The organism is Paenibacillus albidus, from assembly GCF_014644435.1.
GTDB classification, from domain to species: Bacteria; Bacillota; Bacilli; order Paenibacillales; family Paenibacillaceae; genus Paenibacillus_AQ; species Paenibacillus_AQ albidus.
Genome location: NZ_BMKR01000010.1, coordinates 75,146 through 100,177, shown reverse-complemented (window position 1 = coordinate 100,177; position 25,032 = coordinate 75,146). Strand labels below are relative to the sequence as shown.

Here is a 25,032-nt window from a genome sequence, read left to right as displayed (position 1 = left end):
GCGGCTGCCTAAAATTCTGCTGCACTAAATACAGCAGAATCACTTTTTACGCTCGAAAGAGGCAATTCTGCTGCACTAAATGCAGTCTGCCACTCGCCGCAAGAGAAATTACGGTGAAGTTACTTGTACAGATGACTGCAGGGCGTAACTTTCTGGCGGACTCCATCGGTTATTGTGCTATCCTGCCCGGGAGCACTGCCTAAGCTGAGGTGGGTGTCAATCAACAACTCCACAACCTGCTGCAAGGCGGAGATCTGGCTGAGGAGGGTTCACTCCACGCAAAAAGCCCCGCCAACCGGAAGGATTCCTTCCGGTGGCCGGGCTTTTCTATTGGATAAAAGGTTACACCGACTTCAGGAACTCCACCACCGTCAGCAGGCCTTTATCGAAATTCTCCAGATTAAAATGCTCATCCGGGGCATGCAGGTTCTCATCGTCCAGTCCAAAGCCCATCAGCACGACCGGGGCCTCCAGCACACGGGCAAAGCTCTCCATGATCGGGATCGAGCCGCCGTCTTTGGTGAAAAGGGCGCGGGTGCCGTAGACTTTGCCGTAAGCGTCCGCTGCCGTTTGCAGAATCGGATTCGTAGGGTCGCTGTTAAAGGCACGCGCTTTCTCCATTTGCACGACTTTGACTTTTGCGCCGGTCTGGATATTGGCTTTCAGATGGGCTTCAACGGCATCCAGAATATGCTGCGGGTCCTGATCGCCGACGAGACGGCAGGTGATCTTGGCATGGGCTTCCTTTGGAATGACGGTCTTGCTGCCTTCGCCCTGGAAGCCGCCGTAGACACCGTTCAGCTCCAGCGTTGGACGTGCGCCAACCCGTTCTACAAAAGAATATCCCTCTTCGCCATATAGCGATTCGAGTCCCAGGTTCGCTTTGAGGGTATCTTCGTTCACACCTTGCTTCGCAAATTCCCCGCGCAGCAGCGGCGACAGCTCGGGCACGCCTTCATAGAATCCTTCTACAGCTACGCGCCCTTTGTCGTCGTGCAGGGAGGCCATTAGGGAGACCATCGCGTGCAGCGCATTGGGAACACCGCCCCCGAAAGAGCCGGAGTGCAGGTCTGTTGCAGCGGTATTTACACTGACTTCAAGCGAAGCCAGCCCGCGCAGCCCGGTGCAGATGGCCGGACGTCCGCGCTCCAGCAGGGCTGTGTCGGAGACAAGCACCGCGTCGGCGGCCAGCTTCTCCTTGTTGGCTTCCAGGAACGGAGGCAGATGTTTGCTGCCGATTTCCTCTTCTCCCTCAATGCACACCTTAATGTTGACCGGAAGCGAGCCTTCCTGCTTAAGGATTGCTTCGATGGCCTTGATGTGGATAAAGACTTGCCCTTTATCATCCGTTGCGCCGCGGGCATACAGCTTGCCGTCCCGGATCTCGGGTTCAAAAGGAGGGGTCGTCCAGAGGTTGAGCGGATCTACCGGCTGCACATCATAGTGTCCATAGACAAGGATGGTAGGTCTGCCCGGTGCGTGCAGATAATCCGCATAAATGACCGGGTGGCCGGCAGTCGGGTGCAGCTCAATGTTCTCCAGTCCGGCCCGCTTAAGGGTGTCCAGGAGAAAGTGTGCCGCCTTCAGCACATCTTCCTTGTGGTCGGACAACGCCGAAATGCTGGGAATGGCCAGCCATTGCTTGAGCTCCTCCAGCTGGGCTTCCCGCTGATTCTGAAAATAGGTTTCGTATGACATAGTGAGTATGTACCTCCTTAGGTATTGCTTCGCAAAGCCGGCTTGGTAAGCCTATGCATAATGGCGCTCTGCCACCGTCTTGTTTAGCATTTATAGAGATATTATACTGGAGAACTCACTATGGATCAAAATGAAGCAGGATCATTTCAGGAATCACCAAACATTTCAGCTCACAGGCTCCGCCGATAGCTTGTCATCCCCTTGCTGTTAAGTTTAAGTTAAGATTCGTGAAATATTATTGTATGGTTGACATGGTACCTTTAATTTAATTCAAAGTTCTACGGTGCTTTAATTCAGTTAAAGGAAGAGGTAGAGGTATAATGCAACTCCCACAAGGTATGAAAAAAATTCTGATCTTGCCAATCTGTCTGATCATGTTCTCAGCAAGCTTGTTAAACGTGATGCAACCGGATGAGGCTCATGCAGCAAAAATGGCTTCGACTTCCACTAATGCTCTTGAAATAGACGAGTATGTTGAATCTATGATGGACAAGCTTTCAATTCCTGGAGTTGCTGTGGGTGTTGTAAAGGGAAATGAAACTGTGTATCTAAAGGGTTACGGGATTTCCGGGAATGATCAGCAGCCGATCACACCGCAGACACCTTTTGTTCTGGGTTCCAGCAGCAAATCCTTTACAGCACTGGCGATCATGCAGTTGGTTGAACAGGGGAAAATCGATTTGGAAACGCCTGTGAAGCGCTACTTACCAAAATTTGAATTAGCCGACAAGGAAGCCAGCGAGACAATTCTGGTTAAGCATCTGCTGAATCATAACAGTGGTTTGTCCACTTCTGCGGGGAGAATTGCTTTTAGCAATAAATTCTCAACGATTGCAGAGCTTATAACAAACTCGAAGGACGTCTCGCTAACGGAGCCTGTGGGAAGTACATATCAGTACTCGAATTTAAATTATGACCTATTGGGCGGCATTATAGAGGCGGTATCCGGTTTGTCTTATGCAGATTACATACAGAACCAAGTTTTTAACCCACTCGATATGAAAAATAGTTATACGTCTAAAACAGAAGCGCAAAAAAACGGGCTGGCTGTTGGACATCAATCCTTTTTCGGCGTTATGCGCCCTGTGATTCAAACTGTGAACCAGTCGATGCTCCCTTCTGCTTATTTGATTTCAAGTGCTGAAGATATGGCCAATTATTTGAACGCTCAGATCAATAAAGGTAAGTTTCAAGACCGCTCGGTAGCTACTGCTGAAAGTATAAATATCATGCATCGGCCTGCGGTTGAAGATCCTTCGATCGGTGGTTTTTATGGAATGGGCTGGGAGATCGTAGACAACGTCGTTCAACATGCGGGTGATGTTGAAAGCTTCCATTCCGATATGATACTCGATGGGGATACAGGCATTATTGTATTGATTAATGCCCATGACTATCTGGTTAGGGGCGCTCAATTCGGCAAGATTGCATCCGGAATTCTAGAGATAATGAACGGGCGGGAACCCTCCAACAATAATGTTGGCAGTATCACCGGAACCTATATTGTCATAGATCTCCTTTGTGCAGCAGCAGTCATTTTACTGGGAGTATCGATCTTTAGGTTGTTTAGGTGGAACAATAGGAAGAAGTTTACCCCGTTGCGTGTCACCACTTTTGCACTTTTCTTGGTTGTATTCAACGTCTTGGTTCCTGTAGTCATATTGTATGGCTTGAGTCATTACGTAGCTCCATGGAGTGTGGTGTTCTCTTTTCTGCCAGGGCTTGGACAGCTTGCCTTTATCCTAAGTATCTTGTCCATTGGCATTGGGGCAGCCAAAGCGGTGAGGTTGGGCCGTAGTTTGAAGACAGGTATTCATGAGAAAATATCTTCATCATAGGCAGTTCCCTCCCGGTTGTTGATTACTATCAGTAACCATGATAGACTGGGGAAGCTCAAGCGGCAAGAAGGCACTATTACATGCTCAAGTTACATGGAGGTAACCACATTTGGACAACACAGGAACGGAGCGGACGACTGAGCTGCCCCTGCTGGAGGATTGCATGATCACCCGTCAGATTCTGGACAGGGTCGGGGATAAATGGAGTATGCTGATTGTTGTGAATCTGGGGGCGGGCCAGCTGCGGTTCAAGGAACTGCAAAGACGCTCCAGCGGGATTTCACAGCGCATGCTCACGCAGACGCTGCGACATCTGGAACGGGACGGCATGGTTTGGCGCAAAGCGACGCCTACGGTTCCTTTGACAGTAGAATACGGCTTGACGACTCTGGGATTATCTCTGCTGGGGCCCCTGCAGACTCTGGTGGATTGGGTGGACAGCAACCGTGGGGAGATTGTCGAGGCACGGAGCAGTTATGACGGCCAGCAGGAGAATATACAAGGATAGAGGATGGGACGAATTGACTAATGCAAGTGGAAAGGCATCATATATATACACCTACGCCTATTCGGCGGATGAAGAATCGCTGTGCCGGATGGAGCTGCGCTGCCTGTTCGGAATGGAGGTGCCTCCGGCTATTTTTGCCAGCGGAATTGCTGTAGATGTCAGCCGCAGCCCTTTTCTCAAGGAGCGGATTGACGTGATGTATGCGGGGGACAGCCTGCCCGAGATCTATACACAGGTGGAGCAGGTGGAAGTGGAGGGCAAGTCGTTTAAGGCTATTTTTGTGAAAACAAATGATCTCTCCGCCGCTGATAAAATAGAGTATGCTGAACGCAGAGTGATCGAGCGGGAAATCGGCATGCACATCGAAGGGGAAGCGGATGTCAACCATCCGCAGCTGGTATACGGGATTGTGACCCTCGGCGGCCGCTGGTACTTCGGGCACTATCACAAGAACAAAGCGGACTGGTTCCGTCATATGAAAAAACCGCGCAGCTACTCGATCGCCCTCAGTACACGAGTGGCCCGGGCCGCCGTTAATATGGGCATTCCCCGTCCTGAAGGCATCAGAGCGATTGATCCCTGCTGCGGAATAGGCACGGTTATGGTGGAAGCTTTGTCGATGGGCATCGACATTGTGGGCCGGGATATTAATCCGATGATTGCAACCGGAGCACGGACCAATATTGCCCATTTTGGTTTTGCGGCTGAAGTGACTCTCGGCGATATCGCCGATATCCGCGGGCATTATGATGTAGCTTTTGTGGACATGCCCTATAATCTGTATTCCAGTATTACGCCGGAGGAGCAGTTCTCTATTCTGGTACATGCCCGCCGGATTGCCGACCGGGCCGTTATTGTCGCGATTGAGGCGATGGATGCCATGATCAGTGAAGCGGGATTTACCATTACAGACCGTTGTATTGCCAAAAAAGCGGGTTTCTCCCGTCATATTATGCTTTGCCAATAATAGCCCGCCTTCCCCGGCGGGGTGGAAGAGGTGTAACTGTATGGAACAGAAATGGTTATCTTGGGCCAAAGAAATCCAGTCCATCGCGCAAACAGGCCTTGCTTACGCCAAGGATGTCTACGATATTGAACGGTATCAGGCGCTGCGTGAGCTGAGTGTGGATATACTGGCGAATTATTCGTTCGAGAGCAAGGAGAAGATCCGGCTTGCTTTTGCCGGAGATGAAGGGTACTGCACACCCAAAGTGGATATCCGCGGTGTGGTCTTCCGGGAAGGGCATATTCTGCTGGTCCGCGAGAAGCTGGACGGCAAATGGGCTCTGCCGGGCGGCTGGGCCGATATTGGCCTCTCTCCAAGTGAAGTGGCGGTGAAGGAAATCAGGGAAGAATCGGGATTTGAGACCCAGGCAGTGCGCCTGCTGGCCGTACTGGACAAGAAATTCCATAATCATCCGCCTGAGCCGTACCATATCTACAAGCTGTTTATTCTGTGCCGGATTGTGGGCGGGGAAGCGGTAGAAGGAGTGGAAACAAGCGGGGTATCCTTTTTTGCCCTCGATAAACTGCCCGAGCTGTCAGAGGAACGGAACACCAAGGAACAGCTGAACACCATGTTTCAATTTTTACGGGACCCGAACGCTCCGGTAATATTGGACTAGATGCCTCGCATATAATATATGACTTCTCTGCCTGAAACGTTTTGAAATCATGGAGCATGGGGTAATAACTATTATGAAAGCACTTACAATCCCGAGCCGCTGAGCCTTTATATCTACCCTAAGCCAAAAAAACTTGTTTTTTTGGGTCAGGCGGTCTACATTTTTTCCTCTACTGTGTCGATAAGAATTTTAGGAGGGGATCGCATGGAACAAGAAGAGTTGAGACTTCCATTGCAACAGGAAAGTGTGGTGCGTCCTGCAGAGGGCAATATTGCCACTGGGCTGGTATGGGGCATCCTCATCAGCATCCCGTTGTGGATTTCAGTATTTGGCTGGGTTATGGGTTTTTGGCGGTAAGCAGGACTACAACTCTAATTTTATGCAACCTTAGATAAGGATAGTACATATAAAGGCTGCTCTTCCGGTGGAAGAACAGCCTTTTTGGGCATTTATGAAAGGCTGCGGCGATCCGGCACGAGCGGGCTATTTGCGTGTGGACGGCAGATATACAACTTTGAAATTCTCGCAGACAACCTTCATCTGCGGGTCAAACGGCTGGTTCAGCAGCTCCCGGGCTTCTCTGGTGAAGAAACGCTCATGCTCCTGGCGCCAATACTCCAAGGAACGGTCACCCTCGCCTTCGGAATAAGCGAATTCAGCACTTATTTCATCAAAAGGAACAACTTCAACCCGGGTTGTTGCCACAATCACCTGCGGCTCCCCTTTGCTGTCCAGAATAATGCTGTGTCCCCCGGCCTGCGGCAGGGCAGCACCTTCGGCTTCGTACAACTGGTAATTGGAGGCTGTTCCGGTCTTGATGCCCTGAAGCACAAGCTCCAGCAATTCATCCGCCATCGGCGCGTTGTCGCCGAAAGACCACACCTCATAAGTGTCTGCGGCCAGCGGATGTTCCTGCAAATATTCGTTCCAAAAAAGCTCCACGCCTGGGGAGTTAGTCATGGGAATCGCCCCTTCTTATTATGATCCTCTTAATGTTCTCTTTAATGTTCATCAGCCACGCTCATCCAGCCGGCATACAGCTCATCCAGCCGGGCCTGCGCCGCATCCCGCTCAAGCTGCAGCCGGGCCAGGCCTTCCGCGTCGCTGCCCAGAGCCGGCTCAAGCATGTCGGCATCGATCCCTGCGAGCAAAGCCTCGGCCTCCGCGATGTCCTTCTCCCAATCGGACGGGGAGCGGGAGGGCAGGGTACTGCCTGAGGCGGATTTCCCGGAATCAACTCTCCCGGAACGTACTGATGCTTTATGATTTGCGGGAGTGGAGCCAGTGTTTGGAGTGGCAGTCTGGGTCTCCAGGCTGCCTGTGAGCGCAGCCGCTTTCTGGGCCTGTTTTTCTTTGTAATATTCGTAATTGCCCGTGAAGGCACTGAAACGGCCATTCTCGATGGACCACAGCTTGCCGAAGCAGCGGTTAATGAAATAGCGGTCATGCGATACCGCCAGCACCGTTCCGGGATAGTCCTCCAATGCTTCTTCCAGCGCCTCGCGGGAGTCGATATCCAGATGGTTGGTCGGCTCATCGAGGATCAGCAGATTCGGGCGGCGGTGCATCAGGATTGCGAACCGCAGCCGGGTCCATTCTCCGCCCGAGAGGTTCGCAACACGTTTGAAGACGTCGGGACCGTAGAAAAGAAAGCGGGCAAGCTGGCCCCGGGCCTCGCCTTCCTCCAGGCCTGCCTCCTCACGGAAAAAGCGGAGTACAGATTGTCCCGCATCCTCCGGCACCGCCTCCTGGGCCAGGTAGCCGATGACGGCCCGCGAGCCCAGGGTGCAGCTTCCGCTGTCCGGAGATTCCTCCCCGAGAATGATGCGCAGCAGTGTGCTTTTCCCGGCACCGTTGCCGCCGATCAGGGCGGTGGTCTCCCCGTACCGCAGCACATCGCTGGCCCCGCTGAAGAGCTTCCGCCCGCCATAGGCTTTGCCAACCCGGTCCAGAATGACGGCCTGGTTGCCGGAGCGGTCATTCTGTTCCAACTGCAAATCAATCGCTTTGCGCTCCAGGATCGGTTTCTTCACCTTGACCATGCGGTCGAGCGCCTTCTGCATGGATGCGGCCCGGCGGTGAAAGGAAGGGTTCGGCGGATTGGAGCGGTTGCCCCATTCGATCAGCCGTTTGATGCTCTCCTGCATCTGCTTGATTTTCTTCTGCTGCTCCTGATAATCCGCGAACTGCTGGAGCAGCCGCTTTTCTTTTTCGATCTGGTAGCCGCTGTAGTTCGTATGGAACGTAATGGCTTCGCCGTCCTCGATCTCAATCACCTTTTTCACGACAGCATCGAGGAAATAGCGGTCATGGGAAATGGCAAGGACCGTTCCGTCGTAGTCCTTCAGGAACTGCTCCAGCCACTCGATGGCGTCCATATCGAGGTGGTTGGTCGGCTCATCCAGCAGCAGCACATCCGGCTGGCGCAGCAGTAGTTCGGCCAGGCCAACCTTGGTCTTTTCGCCGCCGGAGAGGGAGGCGAACTGGCGGTCATATTGCCCGGGTCCGATGCCTAGTCCTGTGGCGATGCGCTGGATAGAGGCATCGACCTCGTAACCTCCAGCCCGCTCAAATTGCTCCTGGAGGCTGCCGTACTCCTTGAGCAGCCGATTCCAGCGGGCATCTTCCGTCCCTGCATCAGTGGCTGCCATTTCCAGCTCCAGTTCCCGCATACGGTTCTGCCAGGCCAGCACTTCGGCGAAGCTGCGCTGCAGCACGTGGTAAACGGTCTCATTCCCGTCGGCTTCCTGAATTTGGGCCAGCAGTCCGATAACGCTGCCCTTGCGGATTGAGATTTGCCCCTGATCCGGGCGTTCCCCGCCGCTAAGCAGATGGAAGAGGGTCGTTTTGCCGCAGCCGTTGCGGCCGATCAGGCCGATTTTCTCGCCTTGGCGGATATCGAAGGTAATATTATTCAGCACGAGCTGGGCACCGTGGTATTTTTGAACATTTTGACATTGAATAATCATAGGGATTCTCCTTTTATAGGAATGCCCTTACGCCGCCACAGCCCTGTATAAGGGCACAAAAAAGACCGCAGGGAAAGTTCCCCGCGGCCTTATCATTCTTAGGAAGCAAGATCCGCTAAGATGATGGCAGGAAAGACATTTCACAATTGTGTAGTGTTATTAAGTTCATGGAAATGGACAGACTTCTCCCGTTATCACCATAGGCATGAACAATGCCAGCTGTAGCTATAGGCAGCCGACTAATAACACTGTTGGTCCAATTATGATCCATTCCTACCACACCTCCTTTTTCAACAAATTTAAACTCATTGTAATTAATTTCCGTGTAATTTGCAAGCCCGGATTGCAGCTGCATATTTGTCGTTGCATATTCTATCATAATAAGAATAATATGGTTTCAGGGCGGAGAAGGTCCGCCAAATTAAGATGCAGAAAGAGGATGACATCCTATGGCATTATTTGACGGTCTTCTGGGCAATGCATCACAGGTCGATCTGACCGCAGTACAGCGCGAATATGCGCAGATTCTGGCTCCGCAGGAGAAAATCGAACGGGCCTACAAGCTGATCCGCGATATGTTTATTTTTACGGACAAACGGCTCATTCTCGTGGACAAACAAGGGCTGACCGGCAAAAAGACGGAATACCACTCCATCCCTTACAAAAGCATCACGCATTATTCGGTGGAAACAGCGGGACACTTTGATCTGGACGCGGAGCTGTGCATCTATATTTCCAGCAGCACCTTGCCGGTCAAAAAGACCTTTAACAAAAGCGTGAACATTTATGAAGTGCAGGCTGTGCTTTCACAATATATTCTGAAATAGCTTATTCAAAGACATAGTGTGATGGTGCCTTCCTATCGTCGGGAATTGCTCGCTGATAGTTCGCTGCCAGTGCCGGGTGTTCAGGATAAAGTTTGTTTATTCACTGCATTTTGTACATCAGAAAGCGAGTAGAGGCCGTCTATTTTCGATTTGACTGCATTTTGTGCATTAGGAACAGCCGGAAAAGCTGAATAACCCTTATTATTCAAATTTCCGCTGCAGTAAATACATCAGAAAGGGCTTTGGAGCCCATCAGAGAGCGATTTCGCTGCACGAAATACACTGGAATGGCGTGTAGTGCTGGTTAGGTGCCGTAGTGCTGATGAGGTACCGCGGTGCTGATGGGTACCGCGATGCTGATGATTTACTGCAGTGCTGGTTAGGTACTGTAGTACTGATAAGATGCAGCAGTGCTGGTGCTTAACTATCTAGATGGTATACGGGAGCACCAGCCCACCATAGACAAAAGCGGCAAGGATAACGAGCGCCGGATGCAGCTTCAGCTTCTGGATGGCCCATAACGCGATTGCTGCAATAATCAGCGTCTGCCAGAGGCCGATGGATTCCGCCGGAGTTTTGGCCATTTTCCAGGTGAGCGTCACCATCATTATCGCAATCACCGGCTGAACAAGCAGCGTCATGCCCTTCACAACCGGTGATTGCTTATGCTTTTGCAGCACACGAAGCAGAACAATAAGCGCTGCTGCGGAAGGCAGAATGGTAGCCAGCAGAGCCGCAGCCAGCCCCGCCCAGCCATACACATCATAGCCTACAAAAGCGGCGATTTTGGTGGCAATCGGACCGGGGAGCGCGTTGGCGAGGGCCAGCATATTCGAGAACTCTTCATCTGTTAGCCAGCCGTAATGCGGTACTATCTCCTCATACATCAACGGAATCGAAGAGGGACCGCCGCCGTAACCCAGCAGATTAGCCATAAAAAATCCGTAAATCAGCTGCAGCCACTCCATCAGGGGGTCCCTCCTTTATTTTTTTTGGCAAGCAGCCTGTAGTGTACCGTTCCGTAACCGAGAAACAGCAGGATCACCACCGCCGGATGTAGCTGCAGCACCTCCAGCAGGAGCAGCGCCAGCAGCAAAGAAACCACGCCAATGATTGCCCCCAAGCCTTTAAAAGCCTTCTGTGCAAACTCGTAAGCCATCAGCCCCAGCATCACTGCAATCACCGGCGATACCGCCGCAATCATGCCGGCCACCGCTTTGGAGCCGCTCAAATAATTCACCGCAGACAACAGAACAATCATTGCTATGCAGCTGGGCAAGATATGGGCGAGCACGGATATGACGGCGCCTCTGATCCCCTTCAGCTTATAGCCGAGATAAGCTGCCATTTTGGTGGCGATCGGTCCGGGCAAGGCATTGGCAATGGCTAGAGTCTCGCCGAATTCATCATCGCTCAGCCAGGCGTACCGGGTAACCGCATCATGCCGGATGAGCGGAATTACGGACGGCCCTCCCCCGTAACCAAGAATGCCGGTTCTGAACATTGCTATGGTTAATTGCATGTATTCTCCAGAAATTGCTTTCACGTGAAACCTCCTCTATACAGTCATTTTATACAATTCGTATGACTCTATCCACCGGACGGGCGGCCAGGCGGATTTTTTTGTGCGTTAATCACAAAAAGAAGGTGCCGGAACCGTGTTTTGCCCGAAGCGATTGACAAGGGTTTTTCGTGTAATGTTAAATGACACTTATCAAAGCGACGAGGGGAAGGAAGTGGACCGTGGACAGCAGGACTGAAAAACCGGTAATGGCTACAAAAACCATGGTCGTCAGCCCCCATTATTTGGCTTCGGCTGCCGGGGCGCGTATGCTGGAGCGCGGCGGCAATGCCTTTGACGCTGCGGTAGCAGTCAGCGCTGCGCTGGCTGTAGTGTATCCGCATATGACAGGGCTTGGGGGCGATGCCTTTTGGTTGACCTACAGCCCAGGCGAAGGGCGCGTCCGGGCCTACAACGGCAGCGGCCGTTCGGGCAACGCTGTCAGCCGGGCCAGCTATGCCGGTGAAGCGGCGATTCCGCGGCGGGGGATCAGGAGCGCCATTACGGTGCCGGGTATGGCAGACAGCTGGGATGCGATACTGCGGGAGTATGGCCGCTTCACCTTGGCCGAGGTGCTGGAGCCGGCGATCGGCTACGCGGCGGAAGGGTTCCCGCTGTCCTCCGACCAGCGGAGCAACACTTTGGCCGCCGGAGCTGCCTTGTCGGCGGAAGCGGCAGCGATTTATATCCCCGGCGGAACCCTTCCCGCAGCCGGGGGGAGGTTTGTGCAGAAGCAGCTTTCGGCAACGCTGCGCTGCCTGGCCGGCGGTGGCCGGGATGCTTTTTATAAAGGGGCCATTGCCAGGGAGATCTGTAAGTATATGCAGGAGGCGGGAGGGTATCTTCAGCCGGAGGATTTGGCTGCCCATCAGGGGAACTGGAGCGAGCCGCTCGCTGCCGAATATCACGGGCATACCGTATACCAGGCGCCGCCGAATTCCCAGGGATTTGCCGCGCTGATGGGTCTGAACATTCTGGAGCATTTTGATTTTGGAACCATTGCCGATGGCTCCTATGAGTATTATCATCTGCTCGTCGAGGCGCTAAAGCTGAGCTTCCGTGACCGCGATAAGGTCTTGACCGATCCCGAGTTCAGCCCGATTCCGCTGGAACGGCTGCTGTGCAAGAAGTATGCAGCAGAGCTGGCGGGCTCCATATCCATGCAACGGGCGGCTGAGCTCGGCAGCGAGCCGATGGGCCGGGATACGGCCTATGCGGCGGTGGTAGATGCGGAGGGCAACTCCGTTTCTTTTATCCAGAGCCTCTATTTCGAATTCGGGGCGGGTATCGTGGCGGGGAATACGGGGATTCTGCTGCAAAACAGAGGTTCGTTTTTTTCGCTTGATCCCGGCCACATTAATACACTGGAGCCGCATAAGCGGACCTTTCATACACTCATGCCGGCCATGGCCTTCCGCAATGGCAAGCCGGCCTATCTGTACGGTACCCAAGGCGGCGAAGGCCAGCCGCAGACACAAACACTGCTGCTGACACGGATGCTGCATTACGGGATGAATCCGCAAGCGGCGGTGGCGGCGCCGCGTGTTGTATGGGGCCGTACCTGGGGGGAACTTACGCAGGAGCTGAAGGTGGAGAGCCGGGTGGAAGGCCGCGTGCTGGCAGCGCTGGCAGAAGGTGGACATAGGGTGTGCGTTGTAGATGACTATGACGGCATTATGGGTCATGCCCATGCCATATCCATCGATGACAACGGCTACCGCAGCGGGGGGACCGATCCGCGCTGTGACGGGGCAGCTATTGGATGGTGACAGGAGGTTCTTGAACAGGGCGGAGAACAGAAAGGGGAGGATGGTCTTGGATAATCGGTACGGGGCATTTGCTGCACCGGAGCTTCATGTTCCGGCGCAGGGGCATGGAACACTTGACGGACTGAGCTTTGCGGTCAAGGATGTATTCGCAGTCGCCGGCCACCGCTCTTCGGCCGGCAATCCGTACTGGCAGCGCAGCCACCCTCCGGCAGAGAAGCATGCAGCTGCGGTGAGCAAGCTGCTGCGGGCAGGAGCTTCCCTTCGGGGAGCAACCCATACGGATGAGCTGATGTACAGTCTTGGCGGCGAGAACTTTCACTATGGGACGCCGGAGAATCCGCGTGCGGAAGGCCGCGTCCCCGGCGGCTCCTCCAGCGGTTCGGCCGTGGCCGTAGCTTCAGGCTGCGTAGACTTTGCGCTTGGCACCGATACGGGAGGTTCGATCCGGGTGCCTTCCGCGTACTGCGGGGTCTACGGCTTCCGCCCGACACATGGAACGGTGCCGATGGAAGGGGTCATTCCGCTCGCGCCGGGTTTCGATACTGTAGGGTGGATCGCAGATCGCCCGGAGGTGCTGCGGCAGGCCGGAGAGGTGCTGCTGGGTTCAGGAAGCAGCGGGCGGAGGAGTCGTCAGCAGGCGATGGCGCAGGTGTATATCCCGGTGGAGTGCTGGGCGCTTGTTGGTTCTGGGTATGCGGCAAGCCTGGCGCAAGGACTGCGGCGGATCCAGGGCAGCGTGGAGCGTTCCGCCGAAACAGAGCTTGCGCCGGAGGGGCTGGCGGCCTGGATGGATGTGTTCCGCGAGCTGCAGGGTGCTGAGATCTGGGCCACGCATGGGCCATGGATCGAGCGGGAACAGCCGGTCTTTGGCCCGGATATTGCGGCCCGCTTCGCGTGGGCAGCGATGTTGTCCGGGCAGGACCACAGCCACGCGAAGGCTCTGCGCGGGGATATTGCCGCCCGGCTGCGCCTGCTGCTCGGAGAGGACGGCTGTCTCGTCCTCCCGACCGTGCCGGGCCCTGCGCCGCAACGCGGCGGGGATCTGCGGCAGCTGGAGCAGAACCGCAGCGGGGCGATGAAACTCAGCTGCATCGCCGGATTGGCCGGGCTGCCGCAGATTACGCTGCCCGTATCCGGCCCAGGCGGACTGCCGCTTGGCCTGTCCGTGATCGGCGGGTACGGACAGGACCAGCGGCTGCTGTCCTGGATCAGCAAAGTGTGGCTACAATAACACGCCGATATTGCAGGGGATTACAGGGGAATTACAGCATACGTATGGCGTAACTATAACGTCCAGCTGCACTATACCGGGTTCAACTTTAACTAATCAGCAACTTAGGCGAATAACACAGCCTTACTACTCATATGATCTCTGGACGAAGAAACTCCCGGGCTGCGTTAATGAGCGCGTTGGGAGTTTCTTTTGTATGCAGAATGAAATGCCTGAACTGAAAGTGAGAGATATTCTTTTGAACTGGCAGACTCTAAACAACTTTAACGTCTCTTTGAGCAATCCCGGCAAGTTGAAGCTGATGAAAGGCAAAAATGCCTTAGCATTTGCCAATCCAGCCCGAAGGAGGCACATGAGAGGCAAAAATGCCTTAGAATCTGGCAATCCGGCCCGAAGGAGGCGCGTGAGAGGCAAAAATGCCTTAGCATTTGCCAATCCAGCCCGAAGGAGGCACGTGGGAGGCAAAAATGCCTTAGGATTTGCCGATCCGGCCCGAAGGGGGCACGTGGGAGGCAAAAATGCCTTAGGATTTGCCGATCCGGCCCGAAGGAGGCACATGAGAGGCAAAAATGCCTTAGAATCTGGCAATCCGGCCCGAAGGAGGCACGTGGGAGGCAAAAATGCCTTAGAATTTGCCGATCCGATCCGATCCGATCCGATCCGATCCAATCCGGCCCGGCCTACTCGACGTAAGCCTCCACCTCGATCTCAACCAGCAGCTCCGGGTCAATCAGCGCTTTAACCTCGACCATGGTGGCGACCGGATGGATGTCTTTAAAGAATTCACCATGCGCTCTGCCGATTTCTTCCCACTGGGAAATGTCGGTTACAAACATCCGGGTTCGGATTACGTGGGACAATCCGGCATCCAGCTCATGCAGTGCCTGTTCGATGGTCTGCAGAATGAACCTGGTTTGTTCGTAAGGATTTCCTGTGCCGACCACGTTACCGTCTTTCATCGCTGTGGTCCCTGCCACTTCGATCCGGCTGCCGATTCGCAGGGCGCGGCAATAACCAACACGTGACTCCCAGGGAGAGCCGGTAAACACTTTTTTTCTTAGCAAAATAATCTCCTCCTCAGCTGTATGAAACAACTTTTCAAGTATACCTGATCCTTAGATAGAGAGGGAGAGTGGTAATTCATGTTATTTATATGTTATTTAAATTAACATTAATTATTGTGAATCACATTTTCTCTTTTCAATCCTGTTCATTTTATCTATAATGTTACATAAAGTAACATTATAGAACGTTGGGAAGTTTACAAGTCCCATATAATGGAGGGGTGGCTTACATGCATCTGACGGTTGAAGAGGCGTTGTCCATTTATCCTTTATCGGAAGCCCGGCTGATTGCCGGTTCCAAAGGCAAACACCGGATCGTCAAATCCATTAATGTCATGGATGCCCCGGATATCTCGGATTGGATCAAGGAAGGGGAGATGCTGCTGACTACGGCATATCTGATCAAAGACAATCCCGAAGAGGCCTCCGCTTTGCTGCAAACCCTGAACCGCAGAGGATCGGCCGGTCTTGGCATTAAGCTGGGGCGATTCTGGGATGCGGTGCCCGAGAAGCTGGTCGCCGAAGCGGAAATGCTGAATTTTCCGCTGATAGAGCTGCCGTTTCAGTTTACCTTTTCTGATCAGATGAATGGGTTGTTCCGCGCTGAGCTTACGCGCAGCACCAGTGTCCTGCAGAGCATGCTGGAGAAACAGAGGGAGCTAATGCGACTAGCGCTCCATTCGCAGCACGGTCTTCCGCTGTTCGATTCTGTATCCAATGTGATTGGGCATCCTCTTGCCGTAATCAGCACCCATGGCTCTGTTATATACAATAATTCAGAGTATGCAGATCCGCAGCTGCTGGAGGGCTGGCCCTGGCCATCCCGCAACCAGCGCCTGCGGATCGGCGACAAATCGGGCTACCGGATTCCGCTTCAGCAAGGGGGAGAGTGCTCCGGATATCTTTTATATTGTTCCATTGATCCGCTGCTCCTGCCTGTGGAAGAAAGTTTATTCGTTCAAGGGGCCGAGCTGATTTCGTATCATATCCGCACGGGTGCGCATGATTATTTGGAGCAAGCTGAGCACCGGGAATTCAGCGCGCTGCTGCGGCATTATCTGGGCGGAAGCCTCACTTGCAGTGAACTGGCACAGGCTGCCGACAAGCTGGGGATAGAACTGCTGAAGTCACCGTTTCAGCTGATGCTGACAGACGTGGCGGCCGCCGGGGAAGGGCGGCAAAGCGAGCTGCTCCGCTGCAAAGAAGAGTACGCCTCCCATACGTTACTGCGGGAATTGTCAGGCATCCACCTTATCGTTGCTGAGGGGCTGCTGTCCCTGTATCCTGGTGACCGGCATACTCAGGAACAATTCCGGGACAGTGTCGGCGAATGTGTTCACCGCCTGAAGCTGAACAGAGGATTCACCCCGTTTGCTGCGGTCAGCAGCTGCCAAGCGAAGCCTGAAGGGCTGAGGGAGGCTTTTGCCGAGATCAAGGAATGTATGGGGATGGCGCAGCAATGGGGAAGGTTCGGGAATGTGGTGCATTACCGCCAGCTTGAGCTGAATCTCCTGTTCGGACAGATCCCGGCGGCTGTGATGGAGAAGTATGTGAATAACAGTCTGCGCGGGCTGCTCAGCCGGGAGCCGGAATATGTGAAAGAAATGCTGCATACGCTGGAGGTTTATCTGGAGAATGACGGCCATGTCAACGAAACCGCCAAAAAACTGTTTATCCACCGCAATACCGCGACCTACCGGATCGATAAGCTAAGCGAGCTGTTGGAGGTGGACTTCAAAAAAATCAATGATCTGATGAGGATGAAGCTGGTCTTCATGTTCCGCAGAATGCTGGGCCGGGATTAACGTGCCCGGATTACACGGGCATATATTAAATAGGCAGCTTTTAGGAGCTGCCCCAAGGAGTGGAGAACATTGAAAGTGGCCGGTATATACTTGGCAGCAGGACATAACAGGCGGACGGGGATATCAAAAGCTGCCCGGCAGCAGCTTCAGGAGTTTCCCGGCAGCAGGGCTTCGCTTCGTGAGCTGGAGTGTTGCATCTTGGAGCCGCTGGTAGTTGTCGTGCGCGCGAATGATACACTGGAATGGCTGCCTCCAGCCGTGAACAAGCAAAGCGCAAGACGCACAGAGACCTGTCTGACCGCCCATCTGGGCCTCTCGTTCTCTCTGCGCTGCGGGCTGAATGCCGTGTTGCCGCTGCAGCCGGATGCCGTCATTGTTGCCCAGGCGGATCAGCCGGGGGTTACGAGCTTGCATGTGAACCGGCTGATCAACACCTTCAGACAGTCGCCGGAGCTGGACTACGTGGCGGATGCAGGCTGCGGTTTGCTGATGCCGCCGGCTTTATTTTCCAAAGCAATGTTTAATGCCCTGCAAGGGTTGAATGAGGATGAAGGGATGGCCGGGCTCTTGCGGTCACCAGACTATAAAGGGGTTGTGCTGGAAGCTAAGGCTGAGGTTTGAGGCGGGCATAACGGGACGGATGTGCAAATTCCAAGTTGAGTGTAATGAAATATAACTCCATGAAGTGACCTCCTCCTCCGCTTCATGCATGAGGCACAAAGGAAACGGCTATTTTTAGAAGTGGGACCAAACGTATGTCAACTAAATTTACGCGATGGTGGTGTCTCAGTATAGTAGAGATACATTAATGGCTGTCGCCATTAGGGGAGATAAGTTTGGAGGAGGAGAAGTATGAAAAAAAGGGGCCGGTCTTTAACCTTCAGCTTGACATTCATGTTCCTGTTTGCGGTAATCCTGGCGGGCTGTGGCGGCAACAACGCAGCGACCACGAATACGGCGGCAACAAAGGCGCCAGCGGCAAATACGGGTAACGACGGGGAAGCGCCAGTAGCAACAGAGCCGGCGGCGGAGAAGCCCACGGTCGCTTTTGTCTACATCGGGCCTCCCGGTGATGGCGGGTACACTTACCAGCACGATCAAGGCCGCTTGTACATGGAGAAGGAGCTTGGCATCCAAGCGGACTTCGTCGAGAATGTCCCCGAAAGTGCCGACGCGGAACGGATTATTACCGAATTGGCGCAAACCCATGACATTGTGTTCACCACGAGCTTCGGATATATGGATTTCACCTTGAATGTAGCCGGTAAGTTCCCTAACGTGAAGTTCCTCCACGCTTCCGGCTACAAGACTGCGGAGAACATGGGAACCTACTTCGGCAAAAACTATGAGGCCAGCTACCTTTCGGGAATTGCCGCCGGCAAGATGACCAAAAATAATCAGCTCGGCTATGTTGGCGCTTTTCCGATCAGCGAGGTCATTTATAACCTGAATGCCTTTGCCCTGGGTGCACAAAGCGTGAACCCGGAAGCCAAGGTCAGCGTCGTCTGGACGAATACCTGGTATGACCCGGCGACCGAACGCCAGGCGGCGATCAGCTTGCTCGACAAAGGTGCAGATGTGCTGCTGGCGTATCAGGATTCCCCTGCGACACTGCAAGCTGCTGCGGAACGGGGTGCTTTTGCAGGCGGGAATGACTCTGATATGAGCAAATACGCACCTGATCATTATTTGACGAACCCGGTATGGAATTGGGGCCCTTATTACGTAAAAGCCGTACAGTCCGTTATGGATGGAACCTGGAAAAGCGAGCAGTACTCCGGAGACATGAAGGACGGCATGGTGGAGCTGGCTCCGTTCGGCAACAAGGTGCCGGATGAGGTGAAGCAGCTGGTGGAGGAAGCCAAGGCCAAGATCATCAGCGGAGAGCTTAATGTTTTCACCGGGCCAGTCTCGGATAACCAGGGCAATGTGAAGATTCAGGACGGCCAAAAGCTGACGCTTGAGGAAGTGCTGGGCATGAACTGGCTCGTCAACGGCGTGGAAGGTACAATTCCGCAATAGTCCTCCTGACGAAACTGCATACTGAAGCAGAACACTATGGGTGGGGCGGGTTCCGGGAGGGACCTTCCCCACCCGTACTATAAGTATAAGGGGGAGGAGGCGTTCCATCATGTTGACAACGTCGGTGGAGATGCGCGGAATTGTGAAGAAATTCGGCACGGTGACGGCAAGCGATCAAGTCGATTTTTCGGCAAATGCGGGTGAGATTCATGCGCTGCTGGGCGAAAACGGGGCGGGCAAAAGCACGGTCATGAGCATGCTGTCAGGGGTGTACCGGGCCGATGAGGGAGAAATCTTCATTCACGGAAAAACGGCCAAAATCCGTTCCCCAAAAGATGCGGCTGTACTCGGCGTCGGAATGGTGTTTCAGAATTTCCGGCTGGTGCAGAGTCTCACGGCTGCGGAGAATATCGTGCTTGGCGAAAAATCGTCTTTCTGGCGCGGTGGCGGGTACATCAAGCGCAAGTATCAGGAGATAGAAGAACTGGCGAAGCGTTACGGGCTGGCCTTTCCCGCAGACCGTCCCATCTGGCAGCTGTCGGTCGGTGAGCAGCAGCGGGTCGAGATTGTCAAAACGCTGTACCGCGGCGCGGATATTATCATCCTGGATGAGCCAACCTCCGTGCTGACGCCAGGGGAAGCGGAGCAGCTCTTTCATACGCTGCGTGTAATGAGACAGGCAGGCAAAACGGTCATTATGACCACTCATAAACTGAAGGAGGTTATGGCAGCCACGGATCGCATTTCCATCATGCGTAAGGGCAAAATGATTGCCACGCTGGCGACGGCAGATACCGATGAGCTGGAGCTGGCCCGTCTGATGGTAGGCCGGGAGGTCACGATTAAGAGGCGGGAGCGGGAAACAGCCGGGGGTGAAGCGCTGCTTACAGTGAAGAATCTGGAGGTCTTTGCCGATCATGGGCGCAAGGCGCTGGATAACCTGTCCTTAAGTGTCTGCAAAGGGGAAATCGTCGGGGTGGCCGGAGTGGCCGGCAATGGACAGAAGGAGCTGGCAGAGGTGCTGACGGGACTTCGGGCTTGGAAAAAGGGCGGAATTATATTTGACGGGAATACGGTGAAATTGGCTTCGGTGCGCGGGGCGATCGACGCGGGCATTTCCCATGTGCCCGAGAACCGCATGAAGAGCGGACTCGCCGGCCGTCTCGGTTCCGTGGATAACCTGCTGTTCAAATCGTACCGCAGTACCGACCATTCCACTTACGGATTTCTGAAGACGGGCAAAAACCGTTCCTGGTCGCAGGAGCTGGTGCAGCGGTTCGACGTCAAGACACCGGGGCTCGACACTCCGGTCCAGCAGCTCTCCGGGGGCAATCAGCAAAAGCTGCTCTTCGCCCGCGAAGTCAGCCATCGTCCGAAGCTGATGGTTGCCGTTCACCCGACGCAGGGGCTGGATGTCGGGGCCACGGCGGGTGTGCATGAGCTGCTGATGGAGCTGCGCGGTTCAGGCAGCGGGGTGCTGCTAATCTCGGAGGATCTGGATGAGCTGCTCCAGCTGTCTGACCGGATTCTGGTGATGTACGGCGGCGCGATTATCGGTGAAAAAACACATGAAGAAGCGGACCGGGAGACCCTCGGCATGCTGATGGCCGGAGTTCGGAGCAGAGAGGGGGATGCGGTATGAGTCTGGAGAACCGCAGCAATGCTGCAGTATCCCGTCCTGCTCCTCCCGGCAAGTCAGTCTGGCGGATGTCTTACCGGCTCGAATATGATTCAAGCCGGGCGCGATCCCCTTGGTGGACACCGATCCTGTCGGTCGTTCTGGCTCTGGTGCTGTGCGCGATCTTTATTGCCGCTAATGGCATGAGCCCGATAACCGTCTATGAGCGAATGTTCCGCGGCGCTTTCGGCACCGCCTACGGCTTTACTGAGACGATGGTAAAGGCGATTCCGCTGCTCCTCTGCGGCCTCGGCATCGCCGTGGCCTACCGGATTTCCGTCTGGAATATCGGGGCGGAAGGACAGCTTACCGTAGGTGCGATGGCGGCTACGGCGGTGACGATTTATTGTCCGGGACTCTCTTCCTTCTGGTCCATTCTGCTGATGCTGCTGCTGGGCATTGCTGCCGGAGCGCTCTGGGGGCTGATGACGGCTGTGCCGCGGACTCATTTCGGCGTGAATGAGCTGATTACCTCATTGATGCTGAATTATGTGGCGCTGCTTGCGCTGGATTATGTCGTCTTCGGGCCTTGGAAAGATCCGAAAGGTTTTAACTTTCCCGGCTCACCCATGTTTACCGCAGCGCAGTCGCTGCCGGTTCTCGGAAGCACACGGCTGCATATCGGGCTGGTATTCGGGCTTGTAGCGGTATTGATCTATTTCCTGATGATCCGCTTCACCCGCTGGGGGTATGAGCTGAAGCTGATGGGCGCCAATCCGGCGGCTGCCCGTTATGCGGGGATTCATATCAAGCGCCACATTATAATCGTGATGCTGATCAGCGGCGGGTTGGCCGGAGTGGCCGGAATGGCGGAGGTGTCGGGTGTGACGCATAAGCTGATGCAGGGTATCTCGCCGGGATACGGCTATACGGCAATCATCGTGGCCTGGCTCGCCAAGCTTAATCCGCTGGGTCTGATCTTGACCTCGGTACTGTTCGGCGGCCTGATCGTCGGGGGCTACAGCGTTCAGACTATTGGCCTCCCTTCGTCGATTTCGGAAATGCTGCAGGGCTCCATTCTGTTTTTTCTGATCGCCGGGGAAATGATTCACCGGTTCCGCATACGCCGGAGTGTTTAGCCCGGAAAGGAGTTAGGCCATGGATTTCACTACACAATTGTTAATCGCCGCAATCTCGGCTGGAACGCCGCTGCTGCTGGCCACCTTAGGCGGCATTCTCAATGAACGTGCCGGAATTATCCAGCTTGGAGCCGATGGGCTAATGCTGATGGGGGCGGTTACCACCTGTATTGTCTACCTCCGCACCGGCAATTTATGGCTTGCCCTGCTGGCCACCGTAGCGGTGACCGCTGTGTTCGGTCTGCTGCATTCGTTCCTCTGTGTGACGCTGCGTGCAAACCAGACTATGTCGGGCCTGGCGATGACCTTGTTCGGCAGCGGCCTCAGCGCCTATCTGGGCAAACCGGTCAGCGGCATTCCGCTGCCGGGAACCTCGCCCAAGCTGCATCTCCCCTGGCTGGAGCCGATCCCGGTACTGGGCCCGATTTTTGGCCGCATGGATTATCTGACCTGGCTCAGCCTGCTGCTGGTACTCGTATTGCATTTGCTGATTCACCGGACATCCTGGGGGCTGCATCTGCGGGCAGTCGGCGACAATCCCGCGACGGCGGATGTCATGGGCATCCGTGTTCAGCTGATCCGCTACAGTTATGTAATTGCCGGGGCGGCCCTTATTGGCCTCGCCGGAGCGGATATGGTGCTGGCGTATGCACCGACCTGGAACGAAGGTCTTACGGCGGGCCGCGGCTGGATTGCGGTCGGGCTGGTCATCTTTGCCAGGTGGAATCCGCTGCGTGCGCTATTTTGCGCCTGCTTTTTCGGAGCACTGGATTCCCTCGGCTTCCGTATTCAACTGCTGGGCAGCACAGTGCCGCCCTATTTTCTCAAAATGATCCCCTACATCGTAACCATACTCGTTCTGATGTACCTGGGGTACCGCAACCGCAACAAACCTTCCGGTACACCGGAGGCACTGGGTGTGCCTTATATCCGGGAGCAACGGTTTTAGCCTGGGGGCCAAAGAACCTAGCGCTGGCGTTAGGGGCTACAGGGATAATTGCTGTGTTGAATTCATAATCGAAGAGAGGGGCTGGTAAAAAAGATGACACCGTCATTTACTGTAACACTGGATGAGATTAACGCCATGGACAAGGCGGCGTTCATCGCGGCCCTGGGCGGGATTTTTGAGCATTCGCCCTGGGTCGCCGAGGGAGCTTACCGGCATATTCCTTTCCGCTCTGTCGAGGAACTGCACAAGACGATGCTGGACACGGCGTGCCAGGCGGAACGCGGACAGGTGGCGGCGTTGCTGAGCGCTCATCCGGATCTCGCCACCCGGCTTCAGGTCACACCGCTGTCGGCAGCCGAGCAGCGGGGAGCCGGACTGGACCGGCTGACGCCTGAGGAATTTACGCTGCTGAATGAGCTGAAACGGAAGTATACCGACAAATTTAAGTTTCCCTTTATTCTGGCAGTGCGCGGCAAAACCAAAGATGAGATTATAGAAGCCATCGGGAAGCGGGTTCACCGTTCCCGGGACGAAGAATGGGCGCAGGCGCAGGCGGAAATCGGCCACATCACCGGATTCCGCCTGCGTGATTTGGTGAGGGAGGGCTGATGTTATGAGCGGACGGCTGACAACGCATGTGCTGGACCTGTCACAGGGCACTCCGGCTGCCGGGGTGGCGGTACAGCTCCGGCGGCTGAAGGAAGGAGCTGCCGAGCTGCTGTGCGAAGCCGTCACCAACCGTGACGGCAGGCTGGATACTCCGCTGCTGGAAGGGGCGGAGATGGAAGCGGGCAGCTACGAGCTGCTGTTTATGGCCGGAGATTATTTCCGCAAGAGAGCAACCGGAGAGGCGGAGGGAGAGCCGGTTTCTTGTTTCTTCGAACACATTCCCATTCGCTTTAACATAGGAAGCCCAGCTGAGCATTATCATTGTCCGCTGCTCATGGCTCCGGGGGGATACAGTACGTACCGGGGAAGCTAAGACCAATTGAATGACCGGAGGTGGCGTTTCATGAAGGATTTGTATGAGCTGGTGATCAAAAATGGAACGGTAGTGCTGCCCGGCAAAGTGGTGAAATTGGACATCGGCATCAGCGGCGGCTGTATTGCCGCCTTGGGTGAATCGCTGCCCCTTGCACCGGACACCCTGATCATGGATGCCGAAGGACAATATGTGCTGCCGGGCATGATCGATATGCATGTTCATTTCAATGAACCGGCGTTTGGCCATTGGGAGGGCTTCCGCAGCGGTTCGGCGGCACTTGCTGCCGGTGGCTGCACCACGTATGCCGATATGCCGTTGAACGGCAATCCGCCAACGGTGAACAAAGCCGCGCTGGAATTGAAGGCTGGACTCGCCGCCGGGAATTCCGCTGTGGATTATATGCTGTGGGGAGGGCTGGTGCCAGGGAATCTGGACGATCTGGAAGAACTGGCGGCGTGCGGTGTAATCGGGTTCAAAGCGTTTATCAGCAATCCCGGAGGGGAAGGCGAAGGACGTTTCCGTGAAGTTGATGATGAAACCCTGTATCAGGGGATGGTCAGAATCGCCTCATTCGGCGGCATTCTGGCGCTGCATGCCGAAAGTGAAGAGATGACCGCTGTATTGTCAGCGGCGGCCTCTTCGGAGGGCCGGAACAGCGCCCGCGACTTTGCGGCTGCCCGCCCTGCCGAAGCAGAGCTTGAAGCGGTGTCGAGAGCGCTTCTGTACAGCGAGCGGACCGGCTGCAGGCTGCATTTTGTGCATATCAGCACGGCGGCGGCCATTGAGAAGATCCACGCCGCGAAGATGCGCGGAATGGATGTATCTGCGGAGACATGCCCCCACTACCTGCTGCTTAACGAGCGGCATATGGATTACCTTGGCCCGCTGGCGAAGTGTGCACCGCCGCTGCGTAGCCGGGAAGAACAGGAGAAGCTTTGGCATGTGCTGGCACAAGGCAAAATTGATCTTATTGCCTCGGACCACTCCCCATGTCCGCCGGAGCTCAAGCTGGAGCCGGGGTTGTCTTTTTTTGAAGCCTGGGGCGGGATTTCCGGGGCACAGAGCAGCCTGGAGCTGATGTTCCATGAAGGCGTGCATGTCAGGGGCCTCCCGGTGACGCTGATTTCACAGCTGCTCTCAGAGCTTCCGGCCAGGCGCTTCGGGCTTGAGGACCGCAAAGGCTCCATTGCTGTTGGTCTTGATGCCGACCTGGTCCTCCTGGACCCTCACGGTGCCTACACCCTTGCCGCTGATGATTTGTTGTATCGCCATAAGCATAGTCCTTATACCGGCATGACTTTATCCTGCAAAGTCACTGCTACACTTAGCCGTGGAACGGTCGTGTATACTGCGGAAGACGGAGTGCCTTCAGGCGGGGGTGGCCAGTGGCTGCGACTCACCGGAGGCCGGATCGGCCGATGAAG

23 protein-coding genes are annotated in these 25,032 nt (G+C 54.8%); 17 read left to right on the top strand and 6 right to left on the bottom strand.

The genetic code is table 11. From position 1 onward, the window contains the following. Positions 1 to 342: 342 nt before the first annotated feature. Positions 343 to 1,698, bottom strand: coding sequence for a dipeptidase (locus tag IEY53_RS13915; RefSeq protein WP_189025816.1), 1,356 nt, complete (start codon positions 1,696 to 1,698; stop codon positions 343 to 345). 338 nt (positions 1,699 to 2,036) lie between these two features. Between IEY53_RS13915 and IEY53_RS13910 the strand changes: the two genes are divergently transcribed. From IEY53_RS13910 to IEY53_RS13890, 5 genes are all read left to right on the top strand, one after another. Continuing rightward, a complete protein-coding gene (locus tag IEY53_RS13910; protein WP_189025814.1) occupies positions 2,037 to 3,536 on the top strand; it encodes a serine hydrolase domain-containing protein in 1,500 nt (499 codons plus the stop codon). 109 nt (positions 3,537 to 3,645) lie between these two features. Next, positions 3,646 to 4,044 carry a winged helix-turn-helix transcriptional regulator gene (locus IEY53_RS13905; RefSeq protein ID WP_229696143.1) on the top strand — a complete coding sequence of 133 codons (399 nt, stop codon included), beginning with the start codon at positions 3,646 to 3,648 and terminating at the stop codon, positions 4,042 to 4,044. Positions 4,045 to 4,057: 13 nt separating this feature from the next. Next, complete coding sequence (locus IEY53_RS13900; RefSeq protein ID WP_189025812.1) at positions 4,058 to 5,011, top strand: TRM11 family SAM-dependent methyltransferase; 954 nt, start codon at positions 4,058 to 4,060, stop codon at positions 5,009 to 5,011. Between the two features lie 40 nt (positions 5,012 to 5,051). Then, the gene (locus IEY53_RS13895; RefSeq protein WP_189025810.1) at positions 5,052 to 5,669 is read left to right on the top strand and encodes an NUDIX hydrolase; all 618 of its coding nucleotides are present in this window, start codon (positions 5,052 to 5,054) and stop codon (positions 5,667 to 5,669) included. Between the two features lie 204 nt (positions 5,670 to 5,873). Next, the gene (locus IEY53_RS13890; protein ID WP_189026051.1) at positions 5,874 to 6,026 is read left to right on the top strand and encodes a hypothetical protein; all 153 of its coding nucleotides are present in this window, start codon (positions 5,874 to 5,876) and stop codon (positions 6,024 to 6,026) included. A 126-nt stretch (positions 6,027 to 6,152) separates the two neighbouring features. On the opposite strand, the gene IEY53_RS13885 is transcribed toward IEY53_RS13890, so the two are convergent. Continuing rightward, positions 6,153 to 6,629, bottom strand: a complete 477-nt coding sequence (locus IEY53_RS13885) for an ASCH domain-containing protein (protein WP_189025808.1) — start codon at positions 6,627 to 6,629, stop codon at positions 6,153 to 6,155. A 41-nt stretch (positions 6,630 to 6,670) separates the two neighbouring features. Then, on the bottom strand, positions 6,671 to 8,638 hold the full coding sequence (gene abc-f / locus IEY53_RS13880; protein WP_189025806.1) for a ribosomal protection-like ABC-F family protein: 1,968 nt from the start codon (positions 8,636 to 8,638) through the stop codon (positions 6,671 to 6,673). Between the two features lie 449 nt (positions 8,639 to 9,087). Here abc-f and IEY53_RS13875 point away from each other — a divergent pair, with 449 nt between their 5' ends. Beyond that, positions 9,088 to 9,465, top strand: coding sequence for a PH domain-containing protein (locus IEY53_RS13875; protein WP_189025804.1), 378 nt, complete (start codon positions 9,088 to 9,090; stop codon positions 9,463 to 9,465). Positions 9,466 to 9,893: 428 nt separating this feature from the next. On the opposite strand, the gene chrA is transcribed toward IEY53_RS13875, so the two are convergent. Then, positions 9,894 to 10,433 (bottom strand): chromate efflux transporter ChrA, encoded by a 540-nt coding sequence (gene chrA, locus IEY53_RS13870; RefSeq protein WP_189025802.1) that lies wholly within the window; start codon positions 10,431 to 10,433, stop codon positions 9,894 to 9,896. Beyond that, positions 10,433 to 10,987, bottom strand: a complete 555-nt coding sequence (gene chrB / locus IEY53_RS13865) for a chromate efflux transporter ChrB (protein ID WP_189026028.1) — start codon at positions 10,985 to 10,987, stop codon at positions 10,433 to 10,435. The genes chrA and chrB overlap by 1 nt, the downstream gene beginning before the upstream one ends. A gap of 248 nt (positions 10,988 to 11,235) precedes the next feature. Here chrB and ggt point away from each other — a divergent pair, with 248 nt between their 5' ends. Together ggt and IEY53_RS13855 are read left to right on the top strand one after the other, a co-directional pair. Then, entirely contained in the window at positions 11,236 to 12,795 is a 1,560-nt protein-coding gene (gene ggt / locus IEY53_RS13860) for a gamma-glutamyltransferase (protein WP_189025800.1), read from the top strand. Between the two features lie 46 nt (positions 12,796 to 12,841). Next, complete coding sequence (locus tag IEY53_RS13855) at positions 12,842 to 14,026, top strand: amidase (protein WP_189025798.1); 1,185 nt, start codon at positions 12,842 to 12,844, stop codon at positions 14,024 to 14,026. A gap of 680 nt (positions 14,027 to 14,706) precedes the next feature. Here the strand turns inward: IEY53_RS13855 and IEY53_RS13850 are convergent. Then, positions 14,707 to 15,090: a RidA family protein gene (locus IEY53_RS13850; protein ID WP_189025797.1), complete on the bottom strand. Its 384-nt coding sequence runs from the start codon at positions 15,088 to 15,090 to the stop codon at positions 14,707 to 14,709. Positions 15,091 to 15,320: 230 nt separating this feature from the next. Here IEY53_RS13850 and IEY53_RS13845 point away from each other — a divergent pair, with 230 nt between their 5' ends. From IEY53_RS13845 to allB, 9 genes are all read left to right on the top strand, one after another. Further along, positions 15,321 to 16,895, top strand: a complete 1,575-nt coding sequence (locus tag IEY53_RS13845; RefSeq protein WP_189025795.1) for a PucR family transcriptional regulator — start codon at positions 15,321 to 15,323, stop codon at positions 16,893 to 16,895. A gap of 75 nt (positions 16,896 to 16,970) precedes the next feature. Beyond that, the gene (locus IEY53_RS13840) at positions 16,971 to 17,516 is read left to right on the top strand and encodes an NTP transferase domain-containing protein (RefSeq protein ID WP_229696158.1); all 546 of its coding nucleotides are present in this window, start codon (positions 16,971 to 16,973) and stop codon (positions 17,514 to 17,516) included. A gap of 231 nt (positions 17,517 to 17,747) precedes the next feature. Continuing rightward, positions 17,748 to 18,917 (top strand): BMP family ABC transporter substrate-binding protein, encoded by a 1,170-nt coding sequence (locus IEY53_RS13835; RefSeq protein ID WP_189025792.1) that lies wholly within the window; start codon positions 17,748 to 17,750, stop codon positions 18,915 to 18,917. A gap of 109 nt (positions 18,918 to 19,026) precedes the next feature. Then, positions 19,027 to 20,559: an ABC transporter ATP-binding protein gene (locus IEY53_RS13830; protein ID WP_189025790.1), complete on the top strand. Its 1,533-nt coding sequence runs from the start codon at positions 19,027 to 19,029 to the stop codon at positions 20,557 to 20,559. Then, complete coding sequence (locus IEY53_RS13825; RefSeq protein ID WP_189025788.1) at positions 20,556 to 21,674, top strand: ABC transporter permease; 1,119 nt, start codon at positions 20,556 to 20,558, stop codon at positions 21,672 to 21,674. Before IEY53_RS13830 ends, IEY53_RS13825 begins: the two co-directional genes overlap by 4 nt. Positions 21,675 to 21,693: 19 nt before the next feature. Further along, the gene (locus IEY53_RS13820) at positions 21,694 to 22,623 is read left to right on the top strand and encodes an ABC transporter permease (protein ID WP_189025786.1); all 930 of its coding nucleotides are present in this window, start codon (positions 21,694 to 21,696) and stop codon (positions 22,621 to 22,623) included. Between the two features lie 93 nt (positions 22,624 to 22,716). Beyond that, entirely contained in the window at positions 22,717 to 23,232 is a 516-nt protein-coding gene (uraD, locus tag IEY53_RS13815) for a 2-oxo-4-hydroxy-4-carboxy-5-ureidoimidazoline decarboxylase (RefSeq protein ID WP_189025784.1), read from the top strand. Between the two features lie 4 nt (positions 23,233 to 23,236). Further along, positions 23,237 to 23,605, top strand: coding sequence for a hydroxyisourate hydrolase (gene uraH, locus IEY53_RS13810; RefSeq protein WP_189025782.1), 369 nt, complete (start codon positions 23,237 to 23,239; stop codon positions 23,603 to 23,605). 30 nt (positions 23,606 to 23,635) lie between these two features. Next, positions 23,636 to 25,030 carry an allantoinase AllB gene (gene allB / locus IEY53_RS13805; RefSeq protein ID WP_189025780.1) on the top strand — a complete coding sequence of 465 codons (1,395 nt, stop codon included), beginning with the start codon at positions 23,636 to 23,638 and terminating at the stop codon, positions 25,028 to 25,030. The last annotated feature ends 2 nt before the right edge of the window (positions 25,031 to 25,032 follow it).

What these genes read in the sequence shown, in the direction of transcription:
- IEY53_RS13890 (WP_189026051.1), top strand. Translation starts at nt 5,874, where the DNA reads ATGGAACAAGAAGAGTTGAGACTTCCATTGCAACAGGAAAGTGTGGTG.
- IEY53_RS13830 (WP_189025790.1), top strand. Translation starts at nt 19,027, where the DNA reads ATGTTGACAACGTCGGTGGAGATGCGCGGAATTGTGAAGAAATTCGGC.
- ggt (WP_189025800.1), top strand. Translation starts at nt 11,236, where the DNA reads ATGGCTACAAAAACCATGGTCGTCAGCCCCCATTATTTGGCTTCGGCT.
- IEY53_RS13825 (WP_189025788.1), top strand. Translation starts at nt 20,556, where the DNA reads ATGAGTCTGGAGAACCGCAGCAATGCTGCAGTATCCCGTCCTGCTCCT.
- IEY53_RS13895 (WP_189025810.1), top strand. Translation starts at nt 5,052, where the DNA reads ATGGAACAGAAATGGTTATCTTGGGCCAAAGAAATCCAGTCCATCGCG.
- uraD (WP_189025784.1), top strand. Translation starts at nt 22,717, where the DNA reads ATGACACCGTCATTTACTGTAACACTGGATGAGATTAACGCCATGGAC.
- allB (WP_189025780.1), top strand. Translation starts at nt 23,636, where the DNA reads ATGAAGGATTTGTATGAGCTGGTGATCAAAAATGGAACGGTAGTGCTG.
- chrB (WP_189026028.1), bottom strand. Translation starts at nt 10,987, where the DNA reads ATGCAATTAACCATAGCAATGTTCAGAACCGGCATTCTTGGTTACGGG.
- IEY53_RS13915 (WP_189025816.1), bottom strand. Translation starts at nt 1,698, where the DNA reads ATGTCATACGAAACCTATTTTCAGAATCAGCGGGAAGCCCAGCTGGAG.
- IEY53_RS13875 (WP_189025804.1), top strand. Translation starts at nt 9,088, where the DNA reads ATGGCATTATTTGACGGTCTTCTGGGCAATGCATCACAGGTCGATCTG.
- abc-f (WP_189025806.1), bottom strand. Translation starts at nt 8,638, where the DNA reads ATGATTATTCAATGTCAAAATGTTCAAAAATACCACGGTGCCCAGCTC.
- IEY53_RS13835 (WP_189025792.1), top strand. Translation starts at nt 17,748, where the DNA reads ATGAAAAAAAGGGGCCGGTCTTTAACCTTCAGCTTGACATTCATGTTC.
- IEY53_RS13885 (WP_189025808.1), bottom strand. Translation starts at nt 6,629, where the DNA reads ATGACTAACTCCCCAGGCGTGGAGCTTTTTTGGAACGAATATTTGCAG.
- chrA (WP_189025802.1), bottom strand. Translation starts at nt 10,433, where the DNA reads ATGGAGTGGCTGCAGCTGATTTACGGATTTTTTATGGCTAATCTGCTG.
- uraH (WP_189025782.1), top strand. Translation starts at nt 23,237, where the DNA reads ATGAGCGGACGGCTGACAACGCATGTGCTGGACCTGTCACAGGGCACT.
- IEY53_RS13845 (WP_189025795.1), top strand. Translation starts at nt 15,321, where the DNA reads ATGCATCTGACGGTTGAAGAGGCGTTGTCCATTTATCCTTTATCGGAA.
- IEY53_RS13820 (WP_189025786.1), top strand. Translation starts at nt 21,694, where the DNA reads ATGGATTTCACTACACAATTGTTAATCGCCGCAATCTCGGCTGGAACG.
- IEY53_RS13910 (WP_189025814.1), top strand. Translation starts at nt 2,037, where the DNA reads ATGAAAAAAATTCTGATCTTGCCAATCTGTCTGATCATGTTCTCAGCA.